1 protein-coding gene is annotated in these 325 nt (G+C 55.1%); it reads left to right on the top strand.

The features are described 5' to 3' along the window. Positions 1-325: TRCF domain-containing protein (locus F8C76_RS19565; protein ID WP_211372215.1), on the top strand; the 325-nt coding region annotated here is incomplete at both ends.

Genomic DNA, 325 nt, shown 5'->3' on the forward strand with positions numbered 1-325 from the left:
TGAAAGAGCTGAAAGTGGAAATGATCGACCGCTTCGGCCTGCTGCCCGAACCGGTAAAAAATCTGTTTGCTGTCACAGAACTACGTCAGCAGGCCGATCGACTGGGCATTATCCGCTTGGACGCCCACGCCACCGGCGGCAAGTTAGAGTTTGGCGAACGCACCCCTGTGGACCCGCTCACCATCGTCAAACTGGTCCAGTCCGGCCCCAACCGTTTCAAGCTGGAAGGTGCCAACGCCCTGCGTTTTGTGGAAGACAGCGAGACACCTGAAGAACGCATTAAAGTAGTACAGGAACTGCTTAAACGTCTGGCAGCTCAAAGCAT

The organism is Flagellimonas olearia (assembly GCF_009184425.1).
Taxonomy (GTDB): domain Bacteria; phylum Bacteroidota; class Bacteroidia; order Flavobacteriales; family Flavobacteriaceae; genus Flagellimonas; species Flagellimonas olearia.